This window comes from Oleiphilus sp. HI0132, assembly GCF_001635845.1.
Window position 1 is genome coordinate 1 of sequence record NZ_LWGJ01000897.1, and the last position, 359, is coordinate 359.

The 359-nt window shown below is 41.8% G+C and carries 1 protein-coding gene; it reads left to right on the forward strand.

Annotated elements, in window-relative coordinates; all coding sequences use genetic code 11:
- The coding region (locus A3766_RS30930) for a hypothetical protein (protein WP_197479505.1) at positions 1-359 on the forward strand (359 nt) is incomplete at both ends.

Sequence of the window (359 nt, forward strand, 5' to 3'; positions counted from 1 at the left end):
AAGGCCCTTCTTGAGGTTGGTGAAGACAAAATTAGTCTGTTAGCGTGGAAAATAAGACAGCTTAAGAAAGTGCTGTCAAAAGATAGCATATACGTTAGTACTGAGGCTGATGTACTGATGGATATTGCTCGAGAAGAGGGTGTAAAAGTTCATCGTCGCGATCAGTTCCTTGCTGACGGACATAAAGCTACTTTTAGTGAGGTCATTGTTGGTGTCGTTAAAGATATACCGCACGAGCACATTGCTTGGGTGACATGTGTTGTTCCTTTGATGAGTCCTCAAGAGTATTTGCAGGGGTTTCGTGAGTACTATGATCATGTTATTCCAGAAACTTCAAGTTTCGATAGCTTGGTTTCTGT